Here is a 23,278-nt window from a genome sequence, read left to right on the forward strand (position 1 = left end):
TTATTCCCTCCCCCCTTGGGGGGGAGGGTTAGGGTGGGGGGTAGGCGGGGCCGAGGGCGAGACACTTTCTCTTCCCGTAGCAAACTCGTACCCCCCTCCCCAACCCTCCCCCCCAAGGGGGGAGGGAGAAAGGCGACTGGACGGGGTCCACCTTTCCCGCAGGCGGTTAAACGGCCTCTCGACGAAACGGTACAACACTTCCGCCATCGCGAACGCCAGCACGAACGCGGCAACCGCCTGCACCTCGGCCGGCAGCGGCAGCTTCTTCGCCAGCGTGATCGCCTCGATGTGAACGAGGTACAGCGAGTACGCGCGGCTCGCAACGAAGGCCAACAGCCGCGAGCGCACACGGTCTCGCCAGAACGGCGACGAGTTCGCCAGCACGATCCAACTGCCGAAGATCACGGCCCACCCGCCGGTACCCCAATCGGGGAGCCACCACGCCCAGACCGTGCGGTTGACGGCCGCCACCCCGATCAGCACCAGCCCGAGGACCGCCAGCTGCAACGACGTGCGGCAGAGTGCGAGCCACGTTCGCGGCCGGTTCACGGCCAGCCACGCCAGCAGCACGCCGAGGCCGCACTGTTCGAAAATGACGTGCGTCTCGGTGATGTGATAGTCCGATCGGTGCGTGTAGAACCCCGCGACGTGGGCGACGATCAAGGCCAACACCACCACCGCGAGAACGGCGACGGCCCGCCGAAAGCGATAGCCGATCCACACGGCAGGGGCGATGAGCAAGTAGAAATGCTCCTCGACGCACAGCGACCACGTCACGCCGAGGAACGGCCGTTCCGGCAGGTAGTTTTGCAGGAAGAGGAGGTAACGCCAGTCGAACCGATCCGACTTCCCTTGCACGACGAACTGCGCGAACGTGGCGAACAGCACCGCGTAGTAGGCCGGCATTGTCCGCAGCCAGCGGCGCGCCCAGAAGTGGCGGACGGCAACGGTGCCGGTGAGATTGGCCTCGCGGAAGAGTTGCGAGCCGAGTAGCCATCCGCTGAGGACAAAGAACAGATCGACGCCGCGGCCGCCGACACTGAGGGCGTCGGCGAGTGGCGTCCCACGGGCGAAGGAGTTCGCCAGGTGCGTGGCCAGCACCATCAGGATGGCGACACCCCGCAAGATATCGAGCGAGTGGTTGCGGGCTACTTCTTCACCCTCCATACCAAGCCCGCTGCCATCCGTAGCAGCCCTAGACCAGGCCGCCAGCGATCCTGCCGCGGGCCGTAGCGCCCGGTGAGGCCGTCGTACACGCCCTCCAGTACCGCGTCGGCCGAGTCGCGAAAGCCCCGCCCGCGCTCGTGGGCGTAACGGTGGAAGGCGTAGCCGAGGTAGTGTCGAAAGCCCTTCAGGAAGCGGCGGGCCGTCGGGCGGTTGCGGTGCTTGCGGAGGAGCCGCACGAGGTTACGGGCGTCGTAGTAGCGTTGCAGCTTCTTCCCCTCTCGCTGGAAGCTGCTCGATCCCTTGTGCCAGACGATGGCGTCGGCGACGATGCCGCACTTCGTCACCGCCTGCGCCCGCAGGCACCAGTCGGACTCCTCGTGGATCAGGAAGAACGCCTCGTCTACCAGCCCGATCTTCTCCACCACGTCGCGGCGGATCATCAGGCAACAGCCGTTGACGATGTCACACTCGACGACGCCGACCCGCCCCTCCGCGTCGTGCGGCACGTCGATCGGCTGGAAGAAACCGTCGCGGTCGGGCCGGTTGAACACGACGCCGGTCGTCTGCACCTTTGTCGGCTCGTCCATGAACAGGATCACCGGACCGAGCACGCCGTAATTCGGGAACGCTTCCGCCGCTTCCGTCAGTCGCCGCACGAACCGCGGCGGCACGACGGTGTCGTTGTTCAGCAGAATCGCCCACTCGGCCCCGCGGGCGAGGGCGTGCTGCACCCCGAGGTTGTTGCCGCCCGCCCACCCGCCGTTCACCTCACTGCGAACGAAGTCGGCCCAGGGGAACTCGCGTTGAAGGATCGGGACGGCGTTTTCTTTCGAGGCGTTATCGACCACGACCACCGAGACGGCGTCGGGCACGTCGGCAAGCGACCGCAGGCACTTCCGCGTGTCGTCGAGGCCGTTGAAGTTGACGAGTACGACCCACAGGCGGTCGTTCCGGGGCGGCGATGTTGGGGCGGTCGGCAGTGGCAGCGTCTCGGTCATTCGCCCGCACGGTGTTGCACGCCCTTCGGGTCGCGGCGGGTCAGGATTGACCAGTACAGCCCGACGAGGCGGATCAGTTTCAGTTCACAATAGAACGCTTCCGCCCGGTCGGCGCGGAGAAGTGCCCGCACGTAGCCCGACAGGTACGGCCACTGCTGCCGCAGGAAATACCGGGGCAGGCCGAACAGTTTTGGCACCCGCTGCGACTCGTCGCGGAGGAGCATCAAGTGGTTCGGACTGCCGCCCCAGGTGTACCGGCGGTAGAAGGCCTTGGTACACCGGGACGCGGGAATGTAATGGCGGACCACGGCGGCCGGTTCGTAGGCGACGGCGACGCCGGACCGGTGGGCCCGCTGGAACAGGTCGATGTCCTCGCCGCCGGCCATCCGGCCGCGGCCGATGTCGGTCCGGTAGCCGCCGATCTTGGCCACGATCGACGTGCGGAAGGCCATGTTCACGTTGAAGCCGACGACGTGCGGTTCCTTCACCACCCGCGGCGGCCCACCGAGGTCGATCAGGGCGAACATGCCCCGGTACTTCTCGGTAAACCACGACGGCGGCCGGCCCGTCTCCCAGAGGGGTTCGACCTTGCCGAAGACCATCTCGGCGTCGAACCGTTCCAACGCGGTCAGCGTCTTCTCGATCCAGTCGGGTTCGGGGAAGGCGTCGTCGTCGGTCCAGGCGATGATGTCGCCGCGGGCCTCGGCGACGGCCCGGTTGCGGGCCAGAGCGATCCCGGCTTGCGGCTCGAAGGCCCGGCGGATGGGCAACCGGCCGGCGTGATTCGCCACCACCGCGTCGGTGTCGTCGGTGCTGTTGTTGTTCACCACCAGCACTTCCCAGTCGGTGCCGGGCGGGACGCGGAGCGTCTCCAGGTGCGTGAGAACCCGGTCGAGCATGGGTGCCCGGTTCCAGGTGCAGATGGCAACGGTGACGAACGACATCAACGGTACGGGGGCGAGCCAATCCGGGAGGCTTCGTCGGCGTAGCCGGCGAGTTTCGCGGCGGTCAGGTAGTGCGCGAGCCAATCGGGTCGGTTCGCCTGTCGGCCGAGCCAGGCCCGCACCCGCGCCTTCCAACTACCCAGCACGGCCCAACGCGGCCGCCCCAGGAGAGTGGGGGCCGGCGTTACGCCCTCGAGCCGAACTTGCGTGCGGCCGAGCGCCTCGAAGTACCGCCAGAAGTGCACGACCGTCGTGCGATCCGGCGGGATATAGTGTTGTATTTCCGTGGAGCCGATCCACACACCGGGAATACCCGCGTTTTGTACCGCCCGCACGACCGACACCTCGTCCGCCCCGATCAGACCGGTTTTCACGCGGCCGAACTTCGGGTCGAACCGGAACCGCCGCAGCACGTCGGTGCGGTACCCCATATTCGCGCCGAACGGCCCCTCACCGGGCGCGAACGGGCGGATTTCCGTGCCGTAGTCTTTCAGCGAATACACGGGGGCCAGAAGGGGCAGGTTCGCCTCGATCATCGCACGGGTGGCCGCCGGAATCTCGTCCGCGAACCACGGCGTCACGCGCCCGCCGAAGTACCCGGCGTCGGGGTAAAACTGAGCGATGCGGGCGTACTCGGCCACCCAGGTTTCGGAGGCGTTCACGTCGTCGTCGGTCCAGAGGACCAACTCGCCGCGGGCTTCGTCGACGGCCCGGTTGCGGGCGTGCGAGTGCCCTTGTTGCGTTTCCACCACCCGCCGCAGGGGTAGCGTCTTCGCGTGCTTCTCGGCCACGGCCGCGGTGTCGTCGGTGCAATTGTTATCGACGAGTACGATTTCCCACTCGACGCCGGCCGGGATCCGCTGGCGGTGCAAATGCGTCAGTGTGCGGTCGAGCAACAGCGAGCGGTTCCAGGTGCAGATGGCGACGGTGATGAGCATGTAGAAGAGCAATACCGATTTCACCACAGAGGGCACAGAGAACACCGAGGAAGAACCGAGGGCAGTTCAGAAGACCAAACCCAGCCTTATGCCTTTTCTCTGTGTTCTCTGTGCCCTCTGTGGTGAATCCGCATTACTCCGCGGCCTTTACGCCCTTCCACTCGGTGTCGTAGGCGATCACGCCGAGTTCGGTGTTCGTGTACAGGTGCCGCGAGCGGTCGTCGCCGACCACGTCGTAGACCAGCGCATTCTCGACGAAGTCGAGCAGCGTTTGGTTCTCCAGGGCGATCCGCAACGACACCATGATCGGGTTGCCCGGCCGGATGGCGACGTTCTTGAACCGGCACTCGTACCCCTGTCGGCCCTTTGTCAGCGTCACTGGGAAGTGCGATTCGTCCGTCCAGCCGCTGATGAGCCGCGTGCCGTGGAGGGTCTGCACCGCCACGAGGATGTTCGCGTCCGGCAGGTCGGTCGTCGCTTCCACGTCCATGTGCAGGATCAGGTCGTCGCCGGTCGTGAAGACTGTCAGCGGGCGGCCGTCGTTGTCCACGAGGCCGGCCCGCACGAACTTCGCCCGACCGTCGCCGGTGCGGGTCTTGTTCCGCAGGTCGCCGGTGCGGGCGTCGACGAGCAGTTGGTCCATGTAGTGCTGCACAACGTCGCCGGCCGGGCCGACTTCCACGACTTGCCCGCGTTCCAGCATCACCGCCCGCTGACAGAGGCGGGGGATTTGCTGCATGTTGTGCGAGACGAACAGGATCGTCTTGCCCGACCGCGCCAGGTCCATCATGCGGTCGATGCACCGCTTCTGGAAGTTCGCGTCGCCGACGGCCAGCACCTCATCGACGATGAGAATTTCCGGGTCCAGGTGGGCAACGACGGCGAACGCCAGGCGGACGTACATGCCGGACGAGTACCGCTTCACCGGCGTGTCGAGGAACTTGCCGACCTCCGAGAACTCGACGATCTGATCGAACTTCGCGTTGATCTCCCGGCGGGACATGCCGAGGATGCTGCCGTTCATGTAGACGTTTTCGCGGCCGGTCAACTCCGGGTGAAAGCCGGTACCGACTTCGAGGAGGCTGCCCAACCGGCCGCGGATTTCGATGCGGCCCTGCGTCGGCTCCGTAATGCGGGAGAGCACCTTCAAGAGCGTCGATTTGCCGGCCCCGTTGCGACCGATGAGCGCGACCGCCTCGCCGGGGTTGACCTCGAAGGAAGCGTCTTTGACGGCCCAAAAACTGTTCGCGTCGTCCGCGAAGCGACCCGGTTGCAGTAACGCACGGACCTTCCGCAACGTGCCCGAGGCGAACCGCCGGACCGAGTCCGTGATGTTCGGCAGGTCGCCGACCATCGCCTGGTTCGCCCCGATGGCGTACCGCTTCGAGACGTTCTCCACTCGCAGGGCCGGTTTCATGTCGGGTTAACTTTCGCTCAGTCGGCGGTACAGGTCGTCCACGACCCAGTGAAAGGCCGCGAGGTGGAGCGTCTCGACGATGCCCATGTCTTTCAGGTCGACGTGCAGGTTGTGCTGCGTGAGGCCGCGGAGTTTGCCGCCGTCGAAGCCGGTGCAGCCGTAGGTCGTGAGCTTGTGCTTGTTCGCCCACTCGACGGCCCGCAGGACGTTCGGGCTGTTGCCGCTGCCACTGATGGCAATGAGCAGGTCGCCTTCGGACGCCAGGTTTTTCAGCTGTTCGAGGAAGACGCGGTCGAACCCCTCGTCGTTGCCCCACGCCAGAATATAGGGCGTGTTGTCGGTCAGGCTGAGGATTTTGAACCGCTTCTTGGCGTCGTCGTCGAAGTCCTGCCGGCGGAGCGTGCCCTTGCCGATGTCCTCGCAGAAGTGCGAGGCGTTCGACCCGCTGCCGCCGTTGCCGATGACGAAGATCAACTTGCCCTTGCGGTAGCAGTCGTACATCAGGTCGGCGAGCTTCGTCACTTCGGCCGGTTCGAGTCGCAAGAGTTCGTCGGCGATCCGCTTCAAGAACGGGCCCGCGGGCATCGTTGCTCCGAGCATGGCAATTTCCTCAGGAGGGGTTATGCCTTAAATGGTATCGGCAAAGGTCCGCTCGACCCGGCGGAAATAGACCAGCCCCGCGAACAACAACGTCACCGACATGACGGCCGACATGCCGAGAGCGAACCAACTGTGGGCGTCCATCGGCGTGCCGAGGACGAGGTTGCGGAAGCTCAGGATGATGCCGTACATCGGGTTCACGGCAAGTACCTGCTCGCCGCGCGGCCCGATGGCGTGCCGGCCGAGGTAAATGCACGGCGTCGCGAACATCCAGAGTTGGATGCCGAAGTTAAGCAGGTAGCGGAAGTCGCGTTGGGCCACGATCAGAGCCGAGAGCATCACGCCGAGGCCGATGGCGAGCATCGCGAGCAGCGCAACGACCAGCGGCGCGAAGATGACCGTCCACCCCGGCAAGACGCCGTACCAGGCCATGACGATCGCCACGAGGCCGAGCGCTACGCCGAAGTCCACCGTGGCCGACCCGACGTTCGACAGCGGCAGGAGCAGTCGCGGGAAGTAGACTTTCGTGACCAGCCGTTCGTTCGCGACGAGGCTGTTACCGGCGTTGTTGATCGCCGACGCAAAGTAGGTCCACGGCAGCACGCCGAGCAGGACGTGCAGGGCATAGTTCGGGATGCCTTCCGCCGTCTTGCCCATCCACCCGATGAAGACAACGAACACCATCACCGTCGCGACCGGCTGGAAGAGCGACCAGCCGACACCGAGGATGGTCTGCTTGTACCGGAGCTTCATCTCGCGGAGGATGAGGTAGTACCCGAGTTCGCGGTACCGCCAAAGTTCGCTCAGGTCACGGAGCGTAAACCCTGCCCGCGGTTCGACGACGGTCAAATGCGGCTCGTGCGGCAGTGGGCCAGACGCTTTCGCGGGCAGCGGCGTCACGGTTCCACTGGCAGACTCGTCCACAACAACGCTCACTCGGACCACCTCGGGGCACGCACGAACAGACTTCATGCAGGTTACGGAATCCTAGAGTCGGAAGCAGAGTCCCGCCGGGGAAAAGATAGCCCTTCCTGGACCGAAATGAGAAGTGAGGTTTGCCTTGATTGCCGTATTTGAAGCGAGTTCGCGTGCAGCAGGAATTTCCAGCACGGGCGATCGGCGTCTGGCCGAAACTTGATTCTGACACCCGCGGTGAGGATTAGTAGAACTACCCTGACTGTTTTCTCCCTTCCCCTGGGTTCCCACGCGATGTCTGTCGATCCCTGGTTTCAATCGCTGTTCGCCGAGCGGATCGGCGGGGCGAATTACGGCAAGTCCGACGCCATCTACAAGTTCGAGAAGATCAAGCGGGCCAAGCGCCAGGCCCTCGCCGAGCACCCGGAGCGCAAGCTCCTCGACTTCGGCATCGGCGAAAACGACGACATGGCCGATGAGAGCGTTCGTGCCTCGCTGAAGGCCGAGGCCGACAAGGTCGAGAACCGCGGGTACGCCGACAACGGCATTCAGAACTACAAGGACGCGGCCGCCGAGTTCATGAAGCGGCAGTTCGGCGTGACGCTCGACCCGGTCACGGAAATCTGCCACTGTATCGGCTCGAAGCCCGCCTACGCGATGCTCCCGGCGTGCTTCATCAATCCCGGCGACGTAACGCTCATGACCGTCCCCGGCTACCCGGTCGCCGGGACGTGGACGAAGTACCTCGGCGGCGACGTTCACCGACTGCCGCTGTTGAAAGAGAACGGCTTCTTCCCGGACCTCGCCGGCATCCCGGCCGACGTGAAGAAGCGGGCGAAACTGCTCGTCATCAACTACCCGAACAGCCCGACCGGGGCGGTCGCGACGAAGGACTTCTACAAACGGGTGATCGACTTCGCCCGCACGAACGAAATCGTCGTGGTGCAGGACGCCGCCCACATCTGCCTGAGCTACCAGGGCGAGCCGTTGAGCTTCCTCCAAATCGACGGGGCAAAGGACGTCGGCGTCGAAGTGCATTCGATGTCGAAGGGGTTCAACATGATCGGCTGGCGGCTCGGCTTCGTGGCCGGGCACCCGAAGATCGTGCAAGCCTACGCGGACGTGAAGGACAACAGCGATAGCGGCCAGTTCATGGCGATCCAGCACGCCGCCGCCGCCGCCCTGCGGAACCCCGCGATCCCGGTGGCCGTGAAGGCGAAGTACGAACGGCGACTGAAGAAGCTCGTCACGGCTCTGAAGGCGGTCGGCTTCCAGTGCGAGGTGCCGGGCGGCACGTACTTCCTCTACACATCGTCGCCGAAAGCGGCCGGCGACCGCAAGTTCGCGAACGCGGAGGAGGCGAGCCAGTACCTCATCCACGAGCAGAGCGTCTGCTGCGTGCCGTGGGACGACGCAGGTTCGTTCCTGCGGTTCAGCGTGACGTACATCGCGAAAGATGAAGCCGAGGAAGACGCCCTGATGGCCGAGACAATGAATCGGTTGAAGGGGATGAAGCTGACGTTCTAAGCCGCCGTCGGGTAGGATGAGGGGGTACGGCCCGAACAGGAGGGTTTGTCGTGAGCGAAGCGACGATGGCGGTGATGATCGACGAACTGAAGCAACAGTTGAAGGTGCTAGCTCACGAGAATGCCGAATTGCGGTATGAACGCGATCTCGCAAAGGCTCAGGCCGTCGCCTTGCTCCCGCTTGCCACGCCGGAACAGGAAGCCGAGTTGCTGCGAATCCGCGAGACGGGCGTGCCCGACGGGCTGGCAAAGCTGATCGCGGAACTGGAAGCCGAACATGGCTGAGCAACCTCCGCGGTATAGCCTCATCTACGCTCCGGAGGTTCTTCCCCGCATTCGGCGTTGGGTGGCGCGAACGACCGATCCCGGCCAGAGGGCCGGGTTGCTCGACGCCCTGAGGGCGGTGGATCGAAATCTCAAGTACGACCCGGTCGGGTGGGGCGATTTCCAGTGGAATTATCGCGTCATCTCCGCCCGCGAGTGCCGCGGGATGATTCCCCACTGGTTCGTAGTGTGGTACGCGGTCGATGTTCCGGCCCGCACCGTGAGCATCCGCGACATCCGGCCCGCCCCCGGCTCGCCGTTGGAACGGCCGTCGTGACCCCATCGGTACGGTTGTGCCAGCCGCGGCGTCGCCCATCCGGATGGGCAAGCTGTCGCGACGGGTGGGCTTTCGGCCGTTACCCGTCTATGATGAACTTGAAGCCGCCAATCTCACTCGAACGGTCCCACCGAGCATGAGTGCCACCTCCGCCGCGATCAATCCCAAAGGCCCCCGCCTCCGTGGCTCGGCGAGTAACCCCTTCGATTGGCTGAACACCTACCTCGGGTCCAGCGTCGGCCAGAAGATTCTGGTGGCGATCACCGGCCTGCTGCTGATGTCGTTCGCCGTCACGCACATGGTCGGCAACCTGAAGATGTTCTCCGGGCCGGAGAGCATCAACAAGTACGCCTACTTCCTGAAGCACGACATCGGCGCCTGGATTTGGGTCGCGCGGGCGGGGCTTTTCCTGGTCTTCGTCCTGCACCTGAGCGTGGCCCTCTCCCTGAAGACGAAGGCGATGGCGGCCCGGCCGGTGGGGTACGCTTACAACAACTCCGCCCAGGCGACGCCGCAGTCGAAGACGATGGTGCAGACCGGCATCGTCGTCGGCCTGTTCATCATCTTCCACCTGCTGCACTACACCTTCGGCATGGTCCACGGCATCCCGGCCGCCGACGGCAAGGGCGAGCGGAACTACCTGTCGCTCACCTACAAGCTCGACGACGGTGTGGTCGTCCACGACGTGTACAAGATGGTCGTCGCCGGGTTCAGTACGGGCTGGCTGTCGGCGATCTATCTGATCTCGCAAATGGTGCTGTTCATCCACCTGAGCCACGGCATCCAGAGTTCGCTCCAGACGCTCGGCCTGGTGAACCGCCGGTTCCTGCCGGTCGCCCGCCTCATCGGCTACGGCACCGCCGGGGTGATTTTCGTCGGCAACGTCGCCATCGTCGTCGCCGTGTGGGTCGGTTGGGTGAAGATGTAGAAGAGATTTCGCCGCAGACGAAGACGGTGAACGCAGATCCGACGAAAAGAGCTTCGGACCTCATCTGCGTTGATCCGCGTGAACCTGCGGCCACACGATTGAGTGACACATGATCCAACTCGATTCGAAAGTTCCGGCCGGCTCGGTCCCCGAGAAGTGGACGAACTTCAAGAAGAAGCAACAACTCATCAACCCCGCGAACAAGCGGAAGTACACCGTTATCGTCGTCGGCACGGGGTTGGCCGGGGCGAGCGCGGCGGCGTCGCTGGCGGAACTCGGCTACAACGTGCAGGCGTTCTGCTTCCACGACAGCCCGCGGCGGGCGCACAGCATCGCCGCCCAGGGCGGGATCAACGCAGCCAAGAACTACCGCAACGACGGCGACAGCGTCTGGCGGCTTTTCTACGACACCATCAAGGGCGGCGACTTCCGGGCACGCGAGGCCAACGTCCACCGCCTGGCGGAAGTGTCGGTCAACATCATCGACCAGTGCGTCGCGCAAGGCGTGCCGTTCGCCCGCGAGTACGGCGGCCTGCTCGACACCCGCAGTTTCGGCGGCGCTCAACTCCAGCGAACCTTCTACTGTCGTGGCCAGACGGGCCAGCAGTTGCTCCTCGGCGCGTACCAGGCTCTCGCCCGGCAGATCGCCGCCGGCAACGTGAAGATGTTCCCCCGCACCGAGATGCTCGACCTCGTCACCGTGGACGGCCGAGCGAAGGGGATCGTCGTTCGCAACCTTATCAGCGGCGAAGTGAAGTCTTACGCGGCCGACGCCGTGGTGCTGGCCACCGGCGGCTACTCGAACGCCTTCTACCTCAGCACGAACGCCATCGGCTGTAACGTCACCGCGACGTGGCGGGCGTACAAGCGAGGGGCTGCGTTCGCCAACCCGTGCTACACGCAGATTCACCCGACCTGCATCCCCGTCGTCGGCGACCACCAGTCGAAGCTCACGCTCATGAGCGAGAGCCTGCGGAACGACGGCCGCGTCTGGGCGCCGAAGAACAAGGCCGACTGCGGCAAGCACCCGAGCGAAATCGCCGAGGCCGATCGCGACTACTACCTCGAACGCAAGTACCCGAGCTTCGGCAACCTTGCCCCGCGGGACATCTCCAGCCGGGCGGCGAAAGAGGCGTGCGACGACGGCCGCGGCGTCGGCCCCGGCGGTCGGGGCGTGTACCTCGACTTCGGCGCCGCCATCGCCAAGCAGGGGAAAGCGAAGATCGTCGAGAAGTACGGCAACCTCTTTGACATGTACCAGCGGATCACCGGCGAGAACGGCTACGAGCGGCCGATGCGCATCTACCCCGCCCTCCACTACACGATGGGCGGGCTGTGGGTGAACTACGAACTGATGTCGAACGTGCCCGGCCTGTTCGTCATCGGCGAGGCGAACTTCTCCGACCACGGGGCCAACCGCCTCGGGGCGTCAGCCCTCATGCAAGGGCTGGCCGACGGCTACTTCGTGCTGCCGTACACGCTCACCCACTGGCTGGCTGGCGAAACGCCCGGCACCTTGCCCACGACGCACGCCGACTTCAAGCGGACCGAGAGCGAAGTCACCGACCGCCTGAACAAGCTCCTCGCGGCGAAAGGAAAGAAGACGGCCGTGGAGTACCACCGTGAGGCCGGCAAGCTGCTCTGGGAAAACGTTGGCATGGCCCGCACCAAGAAGAGTTGCGAGGAGGCCGCGAAGGCGCTCCGCCAACTGCAAGCGGAATTCCTGCACAACCTGACCGTGCCCGGGTCCGGCACTGAGTTGAACATGGCCCTCGAACGGGCCAACCGCGTCTGGGACTTCCTGGAGTTCGGCCAACTTCTCGCGATGGACGCCGCCCAGCGGGACGAGTCGTGCGGCGGCCACTTCCGCTCGGAGTACCAGTACCCGGACGGTGAGGCGAAGCGCGACGACGAGAAGTTCAGCCACGTCGCCGCCTGGACGTTCAACGGCCCGGACGCCACCCCGAGCCGCAACGTCGAAGAACTGACGTGGGACGCTGTGAAGCCGTCGGTGCGATCGTACAAATAGTTCCGAGTTGCTCGCAACTCGCCACTCACACTCGAAGCTCACTATGAAATTCACCCTGCACATCTGGCGGCAACCCGGCCCGAACGCCCGCGGGCAGATGGTCACGTACAACGTGGACGACATCACCGGCGACATGTCGTTCCTGGAGATGATCGACGTCCTCAACGAACGGCTCATCAAGGACGGCGTCGAGCCGGTGGCCTTCGACCACGACTGCCGCGAAGGCATCTGCGGGTCTTGCGCGATGATGATTAACGGCCTCGCCCACGGCCCAGAGCGCGGGGCGACGACGTGCCAACTGCACATGCGGAGCTTCAAGAACGGCGACAACATCTACGTCGAACCGTGGCGGGCGAAGGGCTTCCCGCTCCTCCGCGACCTAGTCGTAGACCGTTCGTCGTTCGACCGCATCATCCAGAGTGGTGGGTTCGTGAACGTGAACACCGGCGGTGCCCCCGACGGCAACTCGCTCCCCATTCCCAAGGCCGATTCCGATAAGGCGATGGACGCGGCCCAGTGCATCGGCTGCGGGGCGTGTGCGGCCGCTTGCCCGAACGCCTCGGCGATGTTGTTCCTATCCGCGAAGGTCGGCCACCTCGGCGCGATGCCGCAGGGGGAAGCGGAGCAGTCCGACCGCGTGCGGAAGATGGTCGCCACGCACGACCGCGAAGGCTTCGGCCACTGCACGTTCATCGGCGAGTGCGAAGCCGCTTGCCCGAAGGAGATCAGCACCGAGTTCATCAGCGGCCTGAACCGCGACTACATCGGCAGCGCCGTGAAGGCCGCCGTCAAGGGCGAAGCCCGCGGCGGGGCGTGACCCCGCCCGCGGCAGAGGGCCAGACGTGCTCTACATGTCGCTTCTCTTTTCCACCATCTGCTACGGGGTGTTCGCGAAGAGGATGCGGAACCCCGCTTCTCGGCCTCTCACGTTCGTTCGGACGGGATTAATCGGCGGGGCACTTTCGTGTTGCACCTGCTTCATGATGACGTTCCTGTCCGGGTTTACGATCACTTGGCCGGTCGCTGGTGCATTGGCGATCGGATGGCACTACGCCGGCCGACGGCCATCCGCGATCCTTCCGGTCCTGTTGCTCGCAATTGTCATTGGTCACGCGATTCCCGCCATCTTGTTGGTCGCGCCGGACGTTCAGCGATTCCGTGAGATCCGCAGCGCGATGACCGACCTGGACCCGGACGAACGGTTGCGACGACCGGCCGTGCCCGCCATCAAGGCCGAAATCATCTCGCCGAGCGAGGGCGAGTCCAAATACTTTGCCACCCTCACAAGTGACTCGGGCCGGAAGTTCGAGTTTTCAATGCTTCACGACAACACTGTCGATCATTTCGTGAACAACCCGGGTTTCGGTGTCATGCGGATGGCGCCCAGGATTCGAGATAAGGATTACTACCTGCCCCGCCGCCCTCCGATCTCGCAGCCGCGATTTACGGTTACGTCCGAATCCGTCCGAACGTTCGAGCACCCGCTTCGGGAACCACCCCTCGACTTGGAAGTGAAGCATCGAAAGACGGTCGGACACTTCGCCTTCCCGCAAGGATGGGGCTGGGAGAAAAACCACAACCAGATTCTCGGTTTCCAGTCGCATCAGATGGGCGGCAACATCCGTTACGGGCGAGACGACGAGTTTTGGGGGTTGGATGTCGACGGCGGTTGGAAGATCGCCTCGGTTGAACTCATCGGCTTACTCCAACACCCGAAACCGACGGTCTACATGACAACAAACCTGCCCCGCATGGACGAGGCGAAGGCGGCCCCGACCCGCGACCCGGACGAGTTCGAGGCGGCCGGGCTGAAGGCCGTCGCTGGTGGCGGCGGGCTTTACTTCGGTCAATCTCGCACCGAACCGTTCTTGCGGATGGTCGGCGGCATTCGGGCGGCGAAGGCGTGTGCGAGTTGCCACGGCTGCCGCGAGGGCGAACTGCTGGGGGCGTTCAGCTACACGCTCACGAAGTGACCGACATCCGGCCGCAGCATGTACGGTCCGAGTAACCCCAAGCCGACGAGGTACGCGATCACTCCGGCGAACGCCGGGACGAGGTGGCCGAGGTCGGTGTAGTCGACCGCGAAATGCACCGCTAGCGCCGGCGTGTACCCTACCATGCCGGCGGCGAAAAGCGTCCACCACAGCCACGCTTGCCGCGCACGGATGCCCCAGAGGCACGTCAGCAGTTGCACGATGCCGAAGCAAATCAACATGCCGCCGAACGTCGCCCGGTCGTGGGCAATCAACGGCAGCAACTTCGGATTCGCGACCGCGAGGTCGTTCGCCGTCGTTCGCATGAACGCCAAGTCTTCCGGCACGAACACGACCGTCATGCCGAACCCGCCGATCACGACGCCGGCCCCTAACACGCCGATGGCGTGGAGGATCAGAATGAGTTGCCCCCACAGGCCGAGCCGCCACCGGCGATCCGTTCGCGTGGGTTGGTGGCGCGGCGGCCGGTTCGGGCCGAGGTCGGCGTAGACGGCGAGCAGCAGGAACTGGAACAGCACGCCGGTAACGAAGGCGTGCAGCACGTCGAGGTAGCCGTAGCCGAGGAAAAAGAAGAACGTGAGGAAGCCGACGCCCGCGGAGTCGATGACGGCTACTTGCGCCCAGTGATGGCCCCGGCGGATGGCCCCGAGCGACAGGCCGACGTACATCACGCCAAGGGCGATCATCGTGCCGGCGAGAGTCACGCGGTCGTGGGCCATGAACGGCAACAGCCGCGGGTTCACGTCACGGAGTTGGCCGCAGGTCATGCCGACGAACTGCTCGTCGTAGGGCAGCACGACCCGCGTGGCGGCGATGCCGAGCGCGAGCACCGAGCCGACGGCCATGCCGAGGCCCATGAGCAGCGTCCAGAACCACGACCGCTGCGGCGGTCGCACGGCCGGTTCGGGTTCATCCGTGACCGTGCGGGCGAGGAACGCTTCGTTGACAGCCTTCACGAGCCCTGGCCCTGTGAAGACCAGGCCGCTGTCAACTTCCACCAAGTCCGCGCCCGTGTCCCGCAGGGCCAGCGCGTCGGCGGCTTCGTGAACCCCACCGCGGGCAATGATCGCGAACGCCGGGCCGAACCGTTCACGGAGAGTCGAGACGAGTTTCAACGCCGGTTCGCGGGCCGTCGCGCCGATTTCGCTTCCGCCGTCTCTCCGCGGAATCGCGCCCCCGACAACCGCGCCCACGGCCCTTTCAAGGAATTGCAGATCTTGAAGGTCCGCGACGATCGGCAACAGTGGCCGGCCGCATGCCGCAGACGATAGCAGCCGGGCCGGCACGGCGATCAGGCTCGCTTGCGGCGACACGGCCTCCACAAGTTCCGCAAGTTCATCGGCCGTTCTTGCGGCGAGCCGGACAATCACTGGCACGCCGATGCGGGCCGCTTCTGCGAGTTTCGGCCGGGCCGTCGCCAACCCGAGCGGTGGGTGTGAGTTGGGAAAGGCAATCGTCTCCGAGGCGTCGTGCCGTTCGACCCGCAGCGGGTGCGGCGGTTCCGCCAGCCCGATCGGCCCCACGTCGAGGAAGCCGACGCCGAACCGGGCGAGCGCGGGCAGCGCGACGGCTTCTACGTCCAAGCCCGGCCCCAGACCGACGGCGGCTGGGAACTTCGTTCCGAGCACAGTGACGGCCAACCGTGGGTCCGGCCGCATGTGGCCGAGCAGGTCGATGAGTTGACCGCCGAACGGCAGTCTCGCGAGGCGGCCCATGAAGCCGAGCGCGAACGAGCGAGCCGCCCGGGCCGGGAGCCGGTACAGCAGCGGGCGGGACACGGTGCGGTAAAACCAGTCCGGCATGGCGAACGGTTCGCGGGGCGTGGTGAATCTTCCTACGATCCGAACCGAAATGGAAGTGGCCGGGGCAACCGAATCGGCGAACAATCCGCCCCGGGACGGATCAGGCCGCCCGTCGTGGCTCCAACTTCGCCCGCAGGTAGGCGATCTGCCGCAGGCGCACGTCATCGGCCTCGTCGGCTTGGAACGACAACGACTCGCCGGTGATCTGCTCCAGCAGGCGGAAGGCGAGGTGGCGGATGTTCGGCTGCCGGCGTTCGAGCGCTTCCAGCAATACCGGCACCGCGTCCAAGCCCTTCAATGCCAACTCGTGCCAGCCGTTCTGCCAGCCGTCGGTGTTCAACAGATCGACCATCCGCCGCATCTTCTCGTATTCCAGCATCTGCCGTGCGGGCTGGCTGAAACTGCCCGGCCCGGACGGGCCGAACGGTGCCGGCCCGCTCGGAACCGGGCCACGGATCGGCGGCAGCAACGGTGGGCCGAGGACGGTTTCGGGCGGCTTGGGTGCCGCTGGCGGGGGAGGCATTTCATCCTGAACGGTCACGGACGGCGACTTCCCCGGCAGCAAGTTTGCCGGTATGGGGTTCAGTGTGGGGCCCGACCGAGGGATCGGATTCGGACTAGGTTTGGGCACAGGTCGACCACCGTTGGGTGGAGGTGGCGGGTCATCGTCCGGCGGATTCTTCTCCGCGTTCGTCGGCAGGTAGGGGTCGAGGATCGGACTCGGCGAAAGAGATTCCGGCGGCGGGGCGGGCGGCACGATTCGCGTTGTCTCGGCCCACGGAATTTGCGACGGCGTGGCCTGTCGGAGCGGCACGTAGTCGTCGGCGAAGGTGTTGCCGAGGTACTCGCGGATCGCCACCGGGTCGCTCTTGATGTGGTCCGGCGTGCCGTAGGCGATGACCTTGCCGTCCTTGATGAGGTAGCTGCGATCGGTGATCTTCAACACCTCGCGGACGTTGTGGTCGGTCAGCAGCACGCCGATGCCCTGGGTCGCCAGGTCGCGGATGTTGTGCCGGATGTCCTCGGTGGTCAGCGGGTCCACGGCCGCGAACGGTTCGTCGAGTAGGATGAGGAGCGGTTCACACACGAGGCAGCGGGCGATTTCGAGCCGCCGCTTCTCCCCGCCGGAACACCGGGCAGAGTTGTTCTTGCGAACGTGCTGGAGGTTGAACCGCGTGAGCGCCTGGTCGGTGCGGTCCCATCGCTCGGTGCGGGTCAACCGCCGGCCGAGCGAACGACTCCGCGGCAGGGCTTCGAGGATGGCGAGCAGGTTTTGTTCGACCGACAGCTTCTTGAAGACGCTCTGCTCTTGCGACAGGTAGCCCATGCCCAACCGTGCCCGGCGGAACATCGGCAACGTCGTTACGTCCTTGTCGGCGAACAGCACCTGGCCCTCGTTGGGCGTGAGTTGGCCGGTCGCCATGCGGAAGCTGGTCGTCTTACCGGCCCCGTTCGGGCCGAGGAGGCCGACGACTTCGCCCGCGTTCACGTCGAACGAGACGCCGTTCACGACGGTCCGCGAGCCGAATCGCTTCACCAACCCGCGAACTTCCAACAAGGCCATGTCCGTGCCCCCGCCCGCCGTGTGAGTCCGTTCCACCAGGGCTTGTACCGAAGATGCGCGGATCGGGCAAGCCGAGTGTGACAACCGCGGCCGGGGGCTGTATCCCAACTCCATGAAACCGATCATCCTCATCAACGCCGTGGGCCTGACGCCGCGGTTGCTGGAACACGCCCCCCGCCTGTCGGCCGTCGCGAAAGCGGGCTGGGTCGCGAACATGCCCGAGGTGCTGCCGGCCGTCACCTGCACGGCTCAGGCGACGATCCTCACCGGGCAATTGCCGAGCGCCCACGGCGTGGTCGCGAACGGCTGGCTGTTCCGCGACACGAACGAGGTCCGCTTCTGGCAGCAGTCGAACCGGCTGATGCAGGCCGAGCCGGTGTACGCGACGGCGAAGCGACGGGCGAAGGAACGCGGCCGGCACTTCGAGGCGGCGAAGCTCTTCTGGTGGTTTAACCAGGGGGCAGACGTCGAATTCAGCGTGACGCCGAAGCCTTGGTACGGCGTGGACGGCAATAAGGCGTTCGGCATCTCCTCAAGCCCCGCCGGCCTAGAGATGGCCATGAGTTTAGAACGGATGTACGGCCGCTTCCCATTCCCAAGCTTCTGGGGACCGACGGCCGGCCGCAAATGCACCGAATGGATCGCGGAGGCCGCCGGGCAGGTCGTTTTCGAGTGGACACCGGACCTGACGCTCGTGTACCTGCCGCACTTGGACTACGAACCGCAGCGGCACGGACCAAGTGGTTGCGACATGGCGAAGCACGTGCGGGAACTCGACGACGCCTGTGCACCGCTGCTCGACGCGGCGACGAAAGCCGGGGCCGACGTGTGGGTGGTCAGCGAGTACGGCCACTGTGACGTGGACACGCCGGTGCTGCCGAACCGCGTTCTGCGGGCGACGGGCCTTCTTTCCGTGCGGCGAGGGCCGTTCGGCGAGCAACTCGACCTGTACGACAGCCGGGCGGTCGCCGTCGTCGATCACCAGTTGGCCCACGTTTACGTGAAGGACGCCGCCGACATTCCGCGCGTGCGGGACTTGCTCGCCCCGCTCGAAGGCGTGGACCGCGTCCTCGTCGGCGACGAGCGATCGGCGATTGGTCTCGATCACGAGCGGTCAGGCGAGATCGTCTTGCTGGCGAAGCCGACGGCGTGGTTCGCGTACCCGTTCTGGCTCGACGACGCGGCCGCCCCGGACTACGCGCGGGCGGTGGCCATCCACCACAAGCCCGGCTTCGACCCGTGCGAACTGTTCTGGGATCCGAAGCTGTTCGCCCCGAAGTTGCGGGCGGCGAAACGATTGATTCAGAAGAAGCTCGGCTTCCGCACGATCTTCGACGTGGTGCCGCTCGACCCGACCCTCGTCCGAGGCAGTCACGGGCTGGCCGCGAGCGACCCGCGGGACCGGCCCGTTCTGATCGGGCACGGGCCGAACCCCGGCGAGAGCGTGCCGATGACCGGCGTGCGGGACTTGTTGTTGAACGCGCTCGATCTTCAAGACTGAAAACATGGCCCGCAGATGACGCGGATTTCAACGCAGACGAAGATGATCCAGAAAGAATTCTGATCAAGATTTCATCTGCGCTCCGATCTACGTTATCTGTGGGCCATTCTTCATTCACCCCAACAGCTTCCGCAGTTCCTTCACGTACTTCGGGATCGCCACCTTCGGGTCGGCAGCCGCCTCGTACTCCAAGGCCAAGTAGCCGTGGAAGTTCGCGTCCTTCAGAATCTTCACGTACCGGCCTAGGTCCGCCTCTTCCTTCTTGCCGCCGGCCGGTTGGACCTCCGTCTTGATCTGGCAGACCACGCCGTAAGGGGCGATCTTCGAGACATCGGCGTACGGGTCGGCCGTGTGGAAGTTGCCGGTGTCGATGTTCACGCCGAGGTTCGGACTCTTGATCGGCTTCACGAGCGCCAGTAGTTGTTCCGGCGTGGCCGTGATGCCACCGTGGTTTTCGAGGGCGAGCAGGACGTTGTGCTTCGCCGCGACTTCCAGGCACTCTTCCATCGCGGCGATGACCCGCGCCTGAGCCATCTCCAGCGTTTCACCTTTCTCCAGGTTGCCCGCGAAAATACGGACCGTCTTCGCCCCGAGTTTCGCGGCCCGCACGGTCCAGTCCTTCACGAGGTCGATCTGCACCTTCCGCTTCGCGTCGTCCTTCACGCAGAAGTTGTTGCCGACCGGCACGCCGGAGATGGCGAGCTTCTTCTTAGCGGCGTGCTCCTTCACCTTGTCCAGATAGGCGTCGGTCGTCTCGGCGAAGTAGTACGACGTGAGTTCGACCGCATCCAGCGGCAGGTCGGCCGCGAGGTCGATGAACTCGAACAGCGTCATCGTCGGCTTCTTCAGATCGAGGAACTGCCGGTAGCCGTAGGCCGCGAGGCTGAGCTTGATGTCCGCCTTCGACCCAGGGCGAACGATCGGCTCGATGGCGGGCAGAAGCGGGGCGGCGAGCGTGGCGGCACCGGCCGCGAGAAAGGAGCGACGGGAGAGGAGTGGCATGAGAAGTTCTCCACAGGAATGAACAAGATATCAGTCTCGGCGGTCGTCGTAGTCGTCGTCGTATCGGTCACCTCGTCGATCGCGGCGATCACGGCGGTCATCATAGTCGTCATCTTCATCCGCATATCTTCGGCTGCCCCGGCGCGACCGTCCTTCATCTCGCCTGTCATCACCTTCAGGCCCACTATTCTCAACGAGTTCCGTCTTGTAACCCGCAATCTGCCGGTAGTAAATGCAGAAACAAACCAAGGCGATTAAGCCGAAGATTGCTCCGACGACAGGAATGATACTCGCGAGTACACAACCACAGTATGTGAGTCCCACCGAGCTACCGAAATCGCTTCGCACCCGCCAGCCACGATCTCGGTACTCGTTCTTCAGAGAACTAGAAACACGGTTAACCACGATGAACATCCACACCAAGTTCACAAATGGTACGAGCCACAACCACACACTTCCAGGCTCAATGTCCCGATTCCGAGGGCTGATCTGTTGCAGGCAGCGGGACAAGTTTAGCAGAAACAAAATTTGGATTGCGAGTACGACTCCGATGATAACGAGCAACATCATGAAAAAGTAACTTGCACCGCCGTCGTTATCAAACTGGGCGAACATATTGCGCTCCTGGGATTGGGTTTACTTCGCCAGCAACAGTTGCCGCAGCACGTAGGGCAGGATGCCGCCGTGCTGGTAGTAGAGCACTTCCTGCGGCGTGTCGACCCGCAGGAGGGCGTCGAACGTCTTGTCGCCGGCCTTGATGGTGACGAACACTTTGCCCGTGCCGACCTTCTTCAGGGCGTCCGGGATGCCGTGAATTTCGATCACTTCCTCGCCGGTCAGGCCGAGGGACGTGACCGAGTCGTTCGGCTTGAACTGGAACGGCAGCACGCCCATGCCGACGAGGTTGCTGCGGTGGATGCGTTCGTAACTCTCGGCAATCACGGCCTTCACGCCGAGGAGGTTCGTGCCCTTCGCGGCCCAGTCGCGGCTCGACCCGCTGCCGTACTCTTTGCCGCCGAGGATGACCAACGGCGTGCCGGCTTGCTGGTACTTCATCGAGGCGTCGAAGATGCTCATCTGCTCGCCGGTCGGCAGGAACCGCGTCACGCCGCCCTCGACGCCGGGCACGAGTTGGTTCTTCAGTCGAATGTTGGCGAACGTGCCGCGCATCATCACGTCGTGGTGGCCGCGGCGGGCTCCGTACTGGTTAAAGTCCTTCGGCTCGACGCCGTGCGAGATCAGGTACCGGCCGGCCGGCGAGTCTTTCTTGATGTTCCCGGCCGGGCTGATGTGGTCGGTCGTGATGCTGTCGCCGAGGACGGCCAAGCACCGCGCGCCGACGATGTCCTGCACGGCCGATGGTTCAGTGCCCATGCCGACGAAGTACGGCGGGTTGGCAATGTACGTGGAGGTCGGCACCCAGGCGTAGCGGTCGCCGGTCGGGATGCTCAGTGCCCGCCAGTTCTCGTCGCCGTCGTAGACACTCGCGTAGGTCTTCTTGTAGCTCTCCTGCGTGATGGCCGTGTCGATCACGTCCTGCACTTCCTTCTGCGTCGGCCACACGTCCTTCAGGTAGACTTCTTTGCCGTCGGCCCCGGTGCCGAGGGAGTCCTTCTCCCAGTCGATGTCCACCTTGCCGGCGAGAGCGTAAGCCACGACAAGCGGCGGCGACGCGAGGTAGTTCGCCCGCACCTCGGCGTGAACGCGGCCCTCGAAGTTCCGGTTGCCGGACAACACCGCCGATACCACGAGGGCGTTCGAGGTGATCTCCTTGCTGATGCTCTCCGAGAGCGGGCCGCTGTTGCCAATGCACGTCGTGCAGCCGTAGCCGACGACGTGGAACCGCTGCTTTTCAAGTTCCGGCAGCAGGCCCGAGTTGGTCAGGTACTCGGTCACGACCTTCGAGCCGGGGGCGAGGCTCGTCTTCACCCAAGGCTTGGTGGCCAACCCCTTCGCGTTCGCCTTTTGGGCCACGATGCCGGCCGCGATCATGACCGACGGGTTCGAGGTGTTCGTGCAACTCGTGATGGCCGCGATGACGACGCTGCCGTCGTGCAGTTGGCCGTGGCTCGACTCGTGCGAGACCGCGCCCACCATGGGCAGGCCGGCGGCACGCTTGGCAGCGTCCTTCAGCTTCGGCAGGTTGTCGCCGAAGTTCTGCTTCACGTCCGTCAGGGCCACGCGGTCCTGCGGTCGGGCGGGGCCGGCGAGGCTCGGCACGACCGTGGACAGGTCGAGTTCCATCGTGTCCGTGTACGTCGCGGCCGGCGTGTTCGCGTCGTGGAACAGCCCCTGCTCTTTCGCGTAGGCTTCGACGAGGGCGAGTTGCTCGTCGCTGCGACCGGTCTGGTGGAGGTACTTGATCGTCTCGGCGTCCACCGGGAAGATGCCGCAGGTCGCCCCGTACTCGGGGGCCATGTTCGCGATCGTCAGTCGGTCGGCCAACGACAGTTGCGGCAGGCCGGGGCCGAAGAACTCGACGAACTTGCCGACGACGCCCTTCTTGCGGAGCATCTGCGTGACCGTCAGCACGAGGTCCGTCGCGGTCGCGCCTTCCTTCAACTTGCCGATGAGTTTGAAGCCGACGACCTGCGGGATGAGCATCGTCACCGGCTGGCCGAGCATCGCGGCTTCCGCCTCGATGCCGCCGACGCCCCAGCCGAGGACGCCGAGGCCGTTGACCATCGTCGTGTGGCTGTCGGTGCCGACGAGCGTGTCCGGGTACGCGGTGCCGGCCTCGTCGACGAAGACGACGCGGGCGAGGAACTCGCAGTTGACCTGGTGAACGATGCCCGTCTCCGGCGGCACGACCTGGAAGTTGTTGAACGCCGTCTGCCCCCACCGCAGGAACGTGTACCGCTCCTGATTCCGCTCGTACTCCAACTTCGTGTTCTGCTGGAAGGACATCGGCGTGCCGGCCTCGTCCACCTGCACCGAGTGGTCGATGACCAACTCAACCGGCACGAGGGGGTTGATCTTCGCCGGGTCGCCGCCGAGGCTCTTCATGGCGTCCCGCATCGCGGCGAGGTCCACCACGCACGGCACGCCGGTGAAGTCCTGCATCAGCACGCGGGCCGGGGTGAATGCGATTTCCACGTCGGGCTCGGCCTTCGCGTTCCAGTTGGCGAGGGCCTTGATGTCCTTCGTCTGCACCGACAGGTTGTTCTCGCGGCGGAGGAGGTTTTCGAGCAGCACTTTGAGGGAGAAAGGGAGGTTCTTCGCGGCCGGGAATTGTTTCTCGAAAGCGTGCAGGCTGAAGATCGTGTACGACTTTTGGCCGACGGCGAGCGTGGCGCGCGTGTGGAAACTATTGAGCATGACGGGCCTCGGAATTGAGCGATTGTCTGTTGCC

Annotated in this window: 20 protein-coding genes; 9 read left to right on the top strand and 11 right to left on the bottom strand. The window is 64.8% G+C overall.

What is annotated here, in order from left to right; genetic code table 11:
- From PX52LOC_RS39600 to PX52LOC_RS39630, 7 genes are all read right to left on the bottom strand, one after another.
- Nucleotides 1-1,167 (bottom strand): acyltransferase family protein, encoded by a 1,167-nt coding sequence (locus PX52LOC_RS39600; RefSeq protein WP_149115266.1) that lies wholly within the window; start codon nt 1,165-1,167, stop codon nt 1-3.
- Entirely contained in the window at nt 1,149-2,165 is a 1,017-nt protein-coding gene (locus PX52LOC_RS39605; RefSeq protein WP_149115267.1) for a glycosyltransferase family 2 protein, read from the bottom strand. The genes PX52LOC_RS39600 and PX52LOC_RS39605 overlap by 19 nt, the downstream gene beginning before the upstream one ends.
- The gene (locus PX52LOC_RS39610) at nt 2,162-3,109 is read right to left on the bottom strand and encodes a glycosyltransferase (RefSeq protein WP_149115268.1); all 948 of its coding nucleotides are present in this window, start codon (nt 3,107-3,109) and stop codon (nt 2,162-2,164) included. The genes PX52LOC_RS39605 and PX52LOC_RS39610 overlap by 4 nt, the downstream gene beginning before the upstream one ends.
- On the bottom strand, nt 3,109-4,059 hold the full coding sequence (locus PX52LOC_RS39615; RefSeq protein WP_149115269.1) for a glycosyltransferase: 951 nt from the start codon (nt 4,057-4,059) through the stop codon (nt 3,109-3,111). The genes PX52LOC_RS39610 and PX52LOC_RS39615 overlap by 1 nt, the downstream gene beginning before the upstream one ends.
- Nucleotides 4,060-4,180: 121 nt before the next feature.
- A complete protein-coding gene (locus PX52LOC_RS39620; RefSeq protein ID WP_149115270.1) occupies nt 4,181-5,464 on the bottom strand; it encodes an ABC transporter ATP-binding protein in 1,284 nt (427 codons plus the stop codon).
- Between the two features lie 6 nt (nt 5,465-5,470).
- The gene (locus PX52LOC_RS39625; protein WP_149115271.1) at nt 5,471-6,064 is read right to left on the bottom strand and encodes an SIS domain-containing protein; all 594 of its coding nucleotides are present in this window, start codon (nt 6,062-6,064) and stop codon (nt 5,471-5,473) included.
- A 27-nt stretch (nt 6,065-6,091) separates the two neighbouring features.
- Entirely contained in the window at nt 6,092-7,000 is a 909-nt protein-coding gene (locus PX52LOC_RS39630) for an ABC transporter permease (protein WP_168219498.1), read from the bottom strand.
- A 273-nt stretch (nt 7,001-7,273) separates the two neighbouring features.
- Between PX52LOC_RS39630 and PX52LOC_RS39635 the strand changes: the two genes are divergently transcribed.
- The 7 genes from PX52LOC_RS39635 to PX52LOC_RS39665 all read left to right on the top strand — a co-directional run bounded on the left by PX52LOC_RS39635 (nt 7,274) and on the right by PX52LOC_RS39665 (nt 14,036).
- A complete protein-coding gene (locus PX52LOC_RS39635) occupies nt 7,274-8,506 on the top strand; it encodes an LL-diaminopimelate aminotransferase (protein ID WP_149115273.1) in 1,233 nt (410 codons plus the stop codon).
- Between the two features lie 50 nt (nt 8,507-8,556).
- Nucleotides 8,557-8,790: a hypothetical protein gene (locus tag PX52LOC_RS39640; RefSeq protein WP_149115274.1), complete on the top strand. Its 234-nt coding sequence runs from the start codon at nt 8,557-8,559 to the stop codon at nt 8,788-8,790.
- Nucleotides 8,783-9,106 (top strand): hypothetical protein, encoded by a 324-nt coding sequence (locus tag PX52LOC_RS39645; protein ID WP_149115275.1) that lies wholly within the window; start codon nt 8,783-8,785, stop codon nt 9,104-9,106. The genes PX52LOC_RS39640 and PX52LOC_RS39645 overlap by 8 nt, the downstream gene beginning before the upstream one ends.
- 136 nt (nt 9,107-9,242) lie before the next feature.
- Nucleotides 9,243-10,034, top strand: a complete 792-nt coding sequence (locus PX52LOC_RS39650; protein ID WP_168219499.1) for a succinate dehydrogenase cytochrome b subunit — start codon at nt 9,243-9,245, stop codon at nt 10,032-10,034.
- A gap of 112 nt (nt 10,035-10,146) precedes the next feature.
- Nucleotides 10,147-12,063, top strand: coding sequence for a fumarate reductase/succinate dehydrogenase flavoprotein subunit (locus PX52LOC_RS39655; protein WP_168219546.1), 1,917 nt, complete (start codon nt 10,147-10,149; stop codon nt 12,061-12,063).
- Nucleotides 12,064-12,106: 43 nt separating this feature from the next.
- Nucleotides 12,107-12,880: a succinate dehydrogenase/fumarate reductase iron-sulfur subunit gene (locus tag PX52LOC_RS39660; protein WP_149115278.1), complete on the top strand. Its 774-nt coding sequence runs from the start codon at nt 12,107-12,109 to the stop codon at nt 12,878-12,880.
- Between the two features lie 34 nt (nt 12,881-12,914).
- Nucleotides 12,915-14,036, top strand: a complete 1,122-nt coding sequence (locus PX52LOC_RS39665) for a hypothetical protein (RefSeq protein ID WP_149115279.1) — start codon at nt 12,915-12,917, stop codon at nt 14,034-14,036.
- On the opposite strand, the gene PX52LOC_RS39670 is transcribed toward PX52LOC_RS39665, so the two are convergent.
- Together PX52LOC_RS39670 and lptB are read right to left on the bottom strand one after the other, a co-directional pair.
- Nucleotides 14,018-15,859, bottom strand: a complete 1,842-nt coding sequence (locus PX52LOC_RS39670) for a dihydroorotate dehydrogenase (protein WP_168219500.1) — start codon at nt 15,857-15,859, stop codon at nt 14,018-14,020. The genes PX52LOC_RS39665 and PX52LOC_RS39670 overlap by 19 nt on opposite strands.
- Nucleotides 15,860-15,959: 100 nt before the next feature.
- Nucleotides 15,960-17,423 (bottom strand): LPS export ABC transporter ATP-binding protein, encoded by a 1,464-nt coding sequence (gene lptB / locus PX52LOC_RS42200; protein WP_218575247.1) that lies wholly within the window; start codon nt 17,421-17,423, stop codon nt 15,960-15,962.
- 112 nt (nt 17,424-17,535) lie between these two features.
- On the opposite strand from lptB, the gene PX52LOC_RS39680 reads away from it, so the two are divergent.
- Nucleotides 17,536-18,924 (top strand): alkaline phosphatase family protein, encoded by a 1,389-nt coding sequence (locus PX52LOC_RS39680; protein ID WP_178132603.1) that lies wholly within the window; start codon nt 17,536-17,538, stop codon nt 18,922-18,924.
- A gap of 114 nt (nt 18,925-19,038) precedes the next feature.
- On the opposite strand, the gene PX52LOC_RS39685 is transcribed toward PX52LOC_RS39680, so the two are convergent.
- Nucleotides 19,039-19,926, bottom strand: a complete 888-nt coding sequence (locus tag PX52LOC_RS39685; RefSeq protein WP_149115282.1) for a sugar phosphate isomerase/epimerase family protein — start codon at nt 19,924-19,926, stop codon at nt 19,039-19,041.
- 18 nt (nt 19,927-19,944) lie between these two features.
- Between PX52LOC_RS39685 and PX52LOC_RS41535 the strand changes: the two genes are divergently transcribed.
- A complete protein-coding gene (locus PX52LOC_RS41535) occupies nt 19,945-20,184 on the top strand; it encodes a hypothetical protein (protein ID WP_168219501.1) in 240 nt (79 codons plus the stop codon).
- A 378-nt stretch (nt 20,185-20,562) separates the two neighbouring features.
- Here the strand turns inward: PX52LOC_RS41535 and acnA are convergent, their stop codons facing one another.
- Nucleotides 20,563-23,244 (bottom strand): aconitate hydratase AcnA, encoded by a 2,682-nt coding sequence (gene acnA / locus PX52LOC_RS39695; protein ID WP_149115284.1) that lies wholly within the window; start codon nt 23,242-23,244, stop codon nt 20,563-20,565.
- Between the last annotated feature and the right edge of the window lie 34 nt (nt 23,245-23,278).

This window comes from Limnoglobus roseus (genome assembly GCF_008254045.1).
Taxonomy (GTDB): domain Bacteria; phylum Planctomycetota; class Planctomycetia; order Gemmatales; family Gemmataceae; genus Limnoglobus; species Limnoglobus roseus.